General features: G+C 61.7%; 9 protein-coding genes. 6 read left to right on the forward strand and 3 right to left on the reverse strand.

Annotated features, from left to right (window positions below; translation table 11 throughout):
* The first annotated feature begins 169 nt into the window (after nt 1-169).
* Nucleotides 170-694 (forward strand): AAA family ATPase, encoded by a 525-nt coding sequence (locus ACZYZ5_RS21360; protein WP_463904373.1) that lies wholly within the window; start codon nt 170-172, stop codon nt 692-694.
* On the opposite strand, the gene ACZYZ5_RS21365 is transcribed toward ACZYZ5_RS21360, so the two are convergent.
* On the reverse strand, nt 677-1,159 hold the full coding sequence (locus ACZYZ5_RS21365) for a GNAT family N-acetyltransferase (protein ID WP_463904374.1): 483 nt from the start codon (nt 1,157-1,159) through the stop codon (nt 677-679). The genes ACZYZ5_RS21360 and ACZYZ5_RS21365 overlap by 18 nt on opposite strands.
* A 252-nt stretch (nt 1,160-1,411) precedes the next feature.
* Between ACZYZ5_RS21365 and ACZYZ5_RS21370 the strand changes: the two genes are divergently transcribed.
* The 5 genes from ACZYZ5_RS21370 (at nt 1,412) to ACZYZ5_RS21390 (ending at nt 5,073) form a co-directional block, all read left to right on the forward strand.
* Nucleotides 1,412-1,963, forward strand: a complete 552-nt coding sequence (locus ACZYZ5_RS21370) for a GNAT family N-acetyltransferase (RefSeq protein ID WP_463904375.1) — start codon at nt 1,412-1,414, stop codon at nt 1,961-1,963.
* A gap of 153 nt (nt 1,964-2,116) precedes the next feature.
* Nucleotides 2,117-2,650: a GNAT family N-acetyltransferase gene (locus ACZYZ5_RS21375; RefSeq protein ID WP_463904376.1), complete on the forward strand. Its 534-nt coding sequence runs from the start codon at nt 2,117-2,119 to the stop codon at nt 2,648-2,650.
* A 194-nt stretch (nt 2,651-2,844) separates the two neighbouring features.
* The gene (locus ACZYZ5_RS21380) at nt 2,845-3,303 is read left to right on the forward strand and encodes a hypothetical protein (protein ID WP_463904377.1); all 459 of its coding nucleotides are present in this window, start codon (nt 2,845-2,847) and stop codon (nt 3,301-3,303) included.
* 409 nt (nt 3,304-3,712) lie between these two features.
* Nucleotides 3,713-4,222, forward strand: a complete 510-nt coding sequence (locus ACZYZ5_RS21385) for a hypothetical protein (protein ID WP_463904378.1) — start codon at nt 3,713-3,715, stop codon at nt 4,220-4,222.
* A 191-nt stretch (nt 4,223-4,413) separates the two neighbouring features.
* On the forward strand, nt 4,414-5,073 hold the full coding sequence (locus tag ACZYZ5_RS21390; RefSeq protein WP_463904379.1) for a hypothetical protein: 660 nt from the start codon (nt 4,414-4,416) through the stop codon (nt 5,071-5,073).
* A gap of 428 nt (nt 5,074-5,501) precedes the next feature.
* Here ACZYZ5_RS21390 and ACZYZ5_RS21395 read toward each other — a convergent pair whose 3' ends face one another.
* Together ACZYZ5_RS21395 and ACZYZ5_RS21400 are read right to left on the reverse strand one after the other, a co-directional pair.
* Nucleotides 5,502-5,843 carry a GNAT family N-acetyltransferase gene (locus ACZYZ5_RS21395; protein WP_463904381.1) on the reverse strand — a complete coding sequence of 114 codons (342 nt, stop codon included), beginning with the start codon at nt 5,841-5,843 and terminating at the stop codon, nt 5,502-5,504.
* A 6-nt stretch (nt 5,844-5,849) separates the two neighbouring features.
* Nucleotides 5,850-5,996 (reverse strand): hypothetical protein, encoded by a 147-nt coding sequence (locus tag ACZYZ5_RS21400; protein ID WP_463904380.1) that lies wholly within the window; start codon nt 5,994-5,996, stop codon nt 5,850-5,852.
* Nucleotides 5,997-6,275: the final 279 nt, after the last annotated feature.

A 6,275-nucleotide genomic window follows, 5' to 3' on the forward strand; every position in this document is an offset into this window, starting at 1 on the left:
GCAGTGGATCCTCCCCTACGGCGGTCGAATCCAACTCAACGGAAAAGCCAAGACGGTCACCGCCAGCTACGCCTGACCGTGGCTGGTAGTGTCCCGGTCAAGGTTCCACTAACGGACCGGCTTACGGGCACGCCGTGAAGGAAGATTCTTTGGCACTAGAGTTCGGTCCATGATTGTTTGGCTCAACGGCACCCACGGGGCGGGAAAGACGACGACGAGCGCGCTCGTGCAGCAATTGCTGCCCGACGCGCGCCTCCTCGACGCTGAGAAGGTCGGTGAGGTCCTCAGGGACATCAAGCCGGGACTTCCTGCAACGGACAACTTCCAGCACTGGGAGCCGTGGCGAAGGCTCGATGTCGAAACCGCTCGGAGCGTGCTCGAGTACACCGGCGGCACACTCGTGATGCCGATGACTGTCTTGGTCGAGAGCTACTGGCGGGAGATCAGCGATGGCCTCACCGAACACGGCATACCGATCCAGCATTTCGTGCTCCACGCCGACCAGGCCACGCTCCGCGACCCTATACAGAACGACAAAGACCTCGGCCCCTCGACGTTCCGCTTCGCGTACTTGAAGCCATACGCCGAAGCAGCTCATACCTGGCTGCACAATGAAGCCGAGGTCATCGACACCACACACATCACAGCGGACCAAGCCGCGCAGCAGATCGCGGATTCAGTGCTTGGGCGCTGAGATCCAGGAAGGTCCGACGTGCTTGTGTGCGCTGAGGGATCGCTGGACGCTATCGGGCCTGATCGTGTAGCGCCCGACTTCCCCTTGGCCTGTCGTGACGATTCGGTCTAGAACGCCTCCGCAGCGTTCGATGGTCTTCACGGAGGAAACGTTGTCCACAAAGCAGGCCAGCAGGACTCGATTCATGCCGCGGGCCTTCGCCAGGCACAGCATTTCACGGAGTGCCGCAGCTGCGAGGCCGCGGCCTCTGGCGGACGGCCGGAGTCCATAGCCCACGTGCCCCAGCACGTCGACGTCCCGAGCTGATTCGTGACGCAGAGCGATTCCCCCAAGAACTTCGCCGTCCTCGACGATCCATCGAAAGGTGCCCCCGTCGTCGCCAAGCGACGCTTCCTTGGCGAAGCGACGCTTCCTTGGCGAAAAGCCGATCGACGAACAAACGGAATCCTTCTGACGATCGGACATCGTCGGTCTTCAGCAGACCGAAACCATCCTCGTGGGGGCCGTCGCCCCAGTCGTCGTGCGCCTCTAGCCACGCCGCGTGCAGGGCAACTGAAGGACGGACGAGCAGAGACATGGTTCAACGGTACCGTCGACAAGCGGCCCGGTCAGGGATCATTCACCGGAAACGTGCTGGGGGTGGAAAATCCACTCTGTCCGGCATGATCGGGTGCATCTTGAGCAGCACGGAACGATGACCACGACGATAATCGACGTATGACTGAGCACTTACCGTCCTGGCCGACCACACCACCGAGCTACGGTTCAGTCGTTTTACGCGAGTTCACCGATGACGACGTACATCTGGCCTTCGAGCTTGGGGACGATCCTTACATCCCTCTCATTGGCAGCCTTCCCGCACTCCCCACAGAACAGCAGGCCCTGGAGTGGATCCACCGGCAGCGCGGCCGGTTCGCCGAAGGAAAAGGGCTGTCCTTCGCCATCGCCGATGCCAAGTCCGACAACGCCGTCGGTGCCACCGGACTGTGGCTTCAGAACATGCCGGCCGGCCGCGCGACGATCGGCTACTCGGTTGCCCCCGCGCACCGGGGCCGCGGGATCGCCAGCAGCGCGTTGAAGGCACTGACCGCGTTCGCTTGGACCATCCCCACTCTGCACCGGATCGAGCTGTACATCGAGCCGTGGAACAGCAGCTCAAGTCGCGTTGCCGAGGCATCTGGTTTCCAGCGGGAGGGCCTGCTCCGCAGCCACCAGGAGATTGGTGACACCCGGCGCGACATGCTGCTCTACGCGATAACGCGACCTTGACCGCAGCTTGGCTATCGGTGTTCGTTTCTGCTCAGGTGGAGTGTGGCAGCAGAGTCCGCTCTGAATTTGAGGCGTCCCGCAGCAGGTTCCCCATACGGACCGGCTTACGGGCAAATTCATGGCCGCCGTACTTTGTCGGGCACGATAGGAGCTATGACCGCCGAACTTCGCCCCTGGACGCTTGAGGACGCACCCGCGCTGTGGGATGCATACCGGCAGAACCCGGACCTGAAGACGCAATTTGGCAGTGCGGACCTAGCCACAGTCGACCAGGCGCGTGACTACATCGGCGCCCAACTTCCGTTCACAGAGTCCAGACGCAACTGGGCAATCACGATCGACGGTGCTGCTGTAGGCAATGTAGGGCTATCAGCCATTGACCGGCGCCACGAAACTGCTTGGACGTACTACTGGCTCGCCTCTGCGGCCCGCGGCCGCGGCTACACGGTGCGAGCCCTCGCGACGATCGCCGCAGCAGCATTCGAAGACGGCCTCTTCCGCCTCGAGCTAGGGCACCGAATCAACAATCTCGCGTCGTGCAGGGTCGCCACCAATGCCGGCTTCATCCCCGAAGGTATCGAGCGCCAGAAGCTGCTGTACGGTGCTGAACGCTTCGACGTCGAGACCCACGCGCGGCTGCGTACGGATTCATGCCCAAATCTCAAGATGCTCCCGTTATCCCGATGAAGGATCGGCTTGTGGGCGCACCGGCGTGCAGCGGAGCAGCCCGCTGGCTGTGCTTCACTGAGCGCGGCGATCCGGCCCCCGTAGAGTTGGGCGCCAGCCAGTAGCAGACACTCGCCTCAAGGAGACTCATGCCAGACGGACCTCGCGTCGATCGACTCGAAGTAAGCGTAGGAGGGCTTTCCCGACGTCAACTCATGAACAGCCTGAGTTCGCGTGGCATCCTGGTCAACGGTCACGCGGAAACCCTGATCGAGGATGTCATCTTCGACGACCAGGCCTCTCGTCCCGTGCTGGTCACAGAGCGTACGGTCGCCGAACTAGGGCTTCCCAGTGGGGCGACGCTTTCTCAGGTCTTCGAGGTTGCACAGCAAAAGGGCTTGTTGCTGTGCCCGGTGGATACTGCGCCCTATCTGCGCATGGCTCTGAACGAGCAGGTCGCGTCTCGCGACTCGGTGATGTCTTCGGGGAGTGCACCCGATGGCGGCCTCACAGTGGCCGCCGAAGCGCTTAGCAAGGACGACGAGTATCCGAAAGGCTTCTATCTTCGCGTCGTAGACGGTCAAGCGTGGCTGCGCGGCTACCGATGCGACGACGAGCACACGTGGTCCCCCGACGACCGGTTCATCTTTCAGCTTCCGCCGCCGCCCGCTTGAACTCAGCAGGGCGCATGCCCGCTGGCGCCGCCTTCCGGCGCACTCGAATCGACGGAGCAGCGCTGTCCCACTAACTCACCATCCGAAACTCGACCACGTGGGACGACGGCGTCCGGTGGAGGATCCTTTACCGGACGTTTCGGTCAGCAGCTAACGACTTTGATAGCGGAGTCAACAAAAACGGGGCAGACGAGGGCAGACGACATGCGACAGTGGTCCGACTCAGACCTTGAGGGCGGCTCTATATCGGCGCCTAGTTTTTCTTGTCTGCCAGCCAAACCGAGCACGCGACCCAAAAGAGCTGCCGTTCCAGCGGGATAAAATCGGCTAATTGACGTCGTACTCCCAGTAGGCTCTGGGCATGTCATTACCTGGGGGAAGAACGCCGTGCTTCCGTGGGACCGGGCTATTGTTGGCCGCGGCTTGTGCGGTAACAACGGGCCTGTCCGGTTGCGAATATGCGGATGACGGCGCAGATCCGACCTCGGCGCCTTCCAGAACCCGCCGGCCGGCACCTCCGTCGCCGCTGCCGGCGGTCCCTGATCTTGCAAACGCCGAAAATCGGAACTTCAAGGACCTCGACCCCTTACTCGGCGCCGGGCCAGAAATCGTCGTTCTGGAAGGTGTCGGTGGACTAGGTGGAAGCGGGTTCCGTAAGTCGGTCAGGGAATTGGCAAAGGGAACGTACACAATTACCGCGGCCTGCGTCGGTGCCCCGACCGCGTACCTGTACATTTCCAGGAGGGCCTTCGGGACGGCGGCAAAACTTGAACTGAATCTCAACTGCGGAAAAGCCACAAAAGTGCAGGTCGACATCGCAGAAGGGCCGGTTCAGGTCCAAGGGTTCTATCCCACCACCGGCCCCGGCACCGGAGCAGTTGCAGGTTTCTGGATGGTCCCGGACGCCACCGGTTCCTAGGGAAGGTGGGGGTTCGCGGCGACGCTCACCCGCTTGCCGTCTCCGAAAGATGGGGTCATGCATGAAAGGCCCCCTTCGTGTTTCAAGGGTATTGGCCCACTCCGACGGACAACCGAACAATCGGAGGCGCAGGGCGATTCTTAGGATAGGTTTCTTTCACGGGGCGGGTGCCCGGGCATGGAGGGGGACCATTGCAGACATCAAACGAAGGCCCGGTTAAGGGACAGCCAGACATAGTCAGCGGATTCGTTCGTTATGCGACGGTGCGGCCGCCCATAACGCTCCGCTCGGCATCGGCACGACCGGTGGCCGCCGGAGTGTGGTTGTTCGCTGCCGGCACGCTGGCGTGGTTGTTGATTGCCGAGGATCTCAATGCCGCAATACGCGCTGCGCCTTGGCTGGTTTTGCTGTCCTGGTTTGTTTACGCATCCCAGTGGCGGCCGTGTCTGCGTATCGACGGCTCTGGGTTTGAGGTGATCAATGGTTTGCGCGACCACCAGATACCGTTCGGGACCGTGAAGGACATCGAAGTCCGGTTCACCACAGCCATCTGGGCGGCCGGTAAAAAATACGCTAGCTGGGGCGCTCCGACCCCGCCGTCCGCATTCGGCTCCGGATTCCAGAATAGAGTAGACGTAAATAGCCGCCCCTTCAGCATGCTCCCGAGCAACGAACGCATCAGCCAGCCGGAGACGAGGACTGGACGTGATGCCATCGTCGCCGCGTGGCAGGACGCCCGATCGGCCGGACTCACGTCCACACATGAGGTTGTTGTCTCCAAGTGGAACGCACCCGTGATCGTCGTCGGACTGCTCGCGATTCTCTCAGTGATCGCCGCAGCTTTGGTCTAAACGCTGGCCTACCTGCGACGGTCGAGTCCGCTGCTGCTGCCACAAGGATGAGAAACGATCTGGTCCACATTGGTCCAAGCACCAGCTTGGTTGATTTGAGCCGCGCCCTCGCCCCGATGTGTGTGCAGCCCTTGGGAGTGCGGGCACCAAACCCGCGCCAATGCGCGGTGCCAGAATGACGCCAAAAGCTCCGGGACCCACAGGGTTCGGTCGCGCAAGACGTTCGTGGCGTGCCCGTAAGGCGAACGTCTTACGGGACGAAACTTCATTCTCTGGGAGTTTTCGCGTGATTCGCATCGGCACATGGCGGTCATATTGCAGAGTTAAATGGCCGTCTGCGCGATAACTGGGGTTCATGCCAGAACAGCGAGGTGCCCCCCCAATGTCGGTGCTATCCGGCCGTTGACCGGACGCGACTGGCCGACTTCCTATCGCACCATACGCGCGTCGACAATCTTTAGAGCACCGGGGTCGGTCTGCTCCGTTCCATCGAATTCGAATCCGTTGCGACGGTAGAACGCCACCGCCCGGGGATTGTCCTTCGCGACCCACAGCATGGCGGGACCATCACCCACGGTGGCATCCAGCAGGGCCTGTCCCACTCCGGCACCGTAGTGCTCTGCCGCCACGTAAATGCTGAACAACTGACGACCTCGCGGGAGCTCTTGGCCTTCCGGTCCGAAGCTGGGGCCGGAGAACGCGAAGCCTATGATCTTCCCGTTGCTTTCCGCGATCCTGATGCGCCGATCCTCGCGCGGATTCCCGAGGATGTGATTCTACATCTGGTGACGGCTCTGGGCGTGCTCTTCGGTAAAGAAGTCCTCAGGGAGCAGATGCGAGTATGCCTCCCGCCAAGTGGCCACGTGCAGTTCGGCAATCTGTGGTGCGTCGGGAAGAGCGGGCTGGCGCAGCGTGAACGACATCACCACATCCTGCCAGACTACTCACCGCAGGTCAGGCACCAGCGGAGTTACCGGCTACCCAGTGGGTGAAGCAGCTTGAGTTAAGAAAAGTCGTAGACGACCGGGTCCTGATACGGCACTGGGGCTCCGTCCCATATCCGGCATTTCTTGCCTCATGATCCGTGTCCACTATCCATCCTTGACCGGGACACTACCAGCCACGGTCAGGCGTAGCTGGCGGTGACCGTCTTGGCTTTTCCGTTGAGTTGGATTCGACCGCCGTAGGGGAGGATCCACTGC

Source organism: Pseudarthrobacter ribosi (assembly GCF_055412865.1).